Below are 521 nucleotides of genomic sequence, written 5' to 3'. Positions count from 1 at the left end.
TCCCCCCATTGCATCAGTCAGGGGCGGTCCTTTCGGGCCGCTGCGGCCCTTTGCGCATGTCCTGCGCCGGGCCGTATGGCCCCTTTCTGGCGCACGTTTCATCGGGGTCTTTTCGGAAGAGGAGACCGACATGAAAGATACGATCCCCACCATCACCACCGGCGGCCTGCCGGCGTCGAGCAAGGTCTACGTCCATGGACAGACCCACGAGCTTCGCGTGCCCCTGCGCGAGATCGCCGTCACCGGCGAGGCGCCGCTGCGGGTCTATGACAGCTCGGGGCCCTACACCGATCCGGACATCGCCATCGACATCGGCCGGGGCCTGCCCGAGTTGCGCGGCGGCTGGCTTCAGGCTCGCGGCGACGTCGAGGAATACGACGGTCGCTCCGTCACCGACGCCGACAATGGCTTTGCCAAGGGCGACCGGCTTGTGGCGGGCTTCCCGGTGCAGCGCGCGCCGCTGCGCGCCACCGGCGACCGGGCCGTCACCCAGCCTGCCCATGCCCGCGCCCGCCTCGGCC

General features: G+C 70.1%; 1 pseudogene. It reads left to right on the top strand.

The annotated features are described in order from the left end of the window. Window positions 1-130: 130 nt before the first annotated feature. A pseudogene (locus tag HC022_RS28460) lies at window positions 131-521 on the top strand (phosphomethylpyrimidine synthase ThiC); the annotation flags it as partial.

Source organism: Salipiger sp. HF18, assembly GCF_011806505.1.
GTDB classification, from domain to species: domain Bacteria; phylum Pseudomonadota; class Alphaproteobacteria; order Rhodobacterales; family Rhodobacteraceae; genus Salipiger; species Salipiger thiooxidans.
The sequence above is the reverse complement of the archived record's forward strand: the minus strand, read 5'-3'. Positions and strand labels throughout refer to the sequence as shown.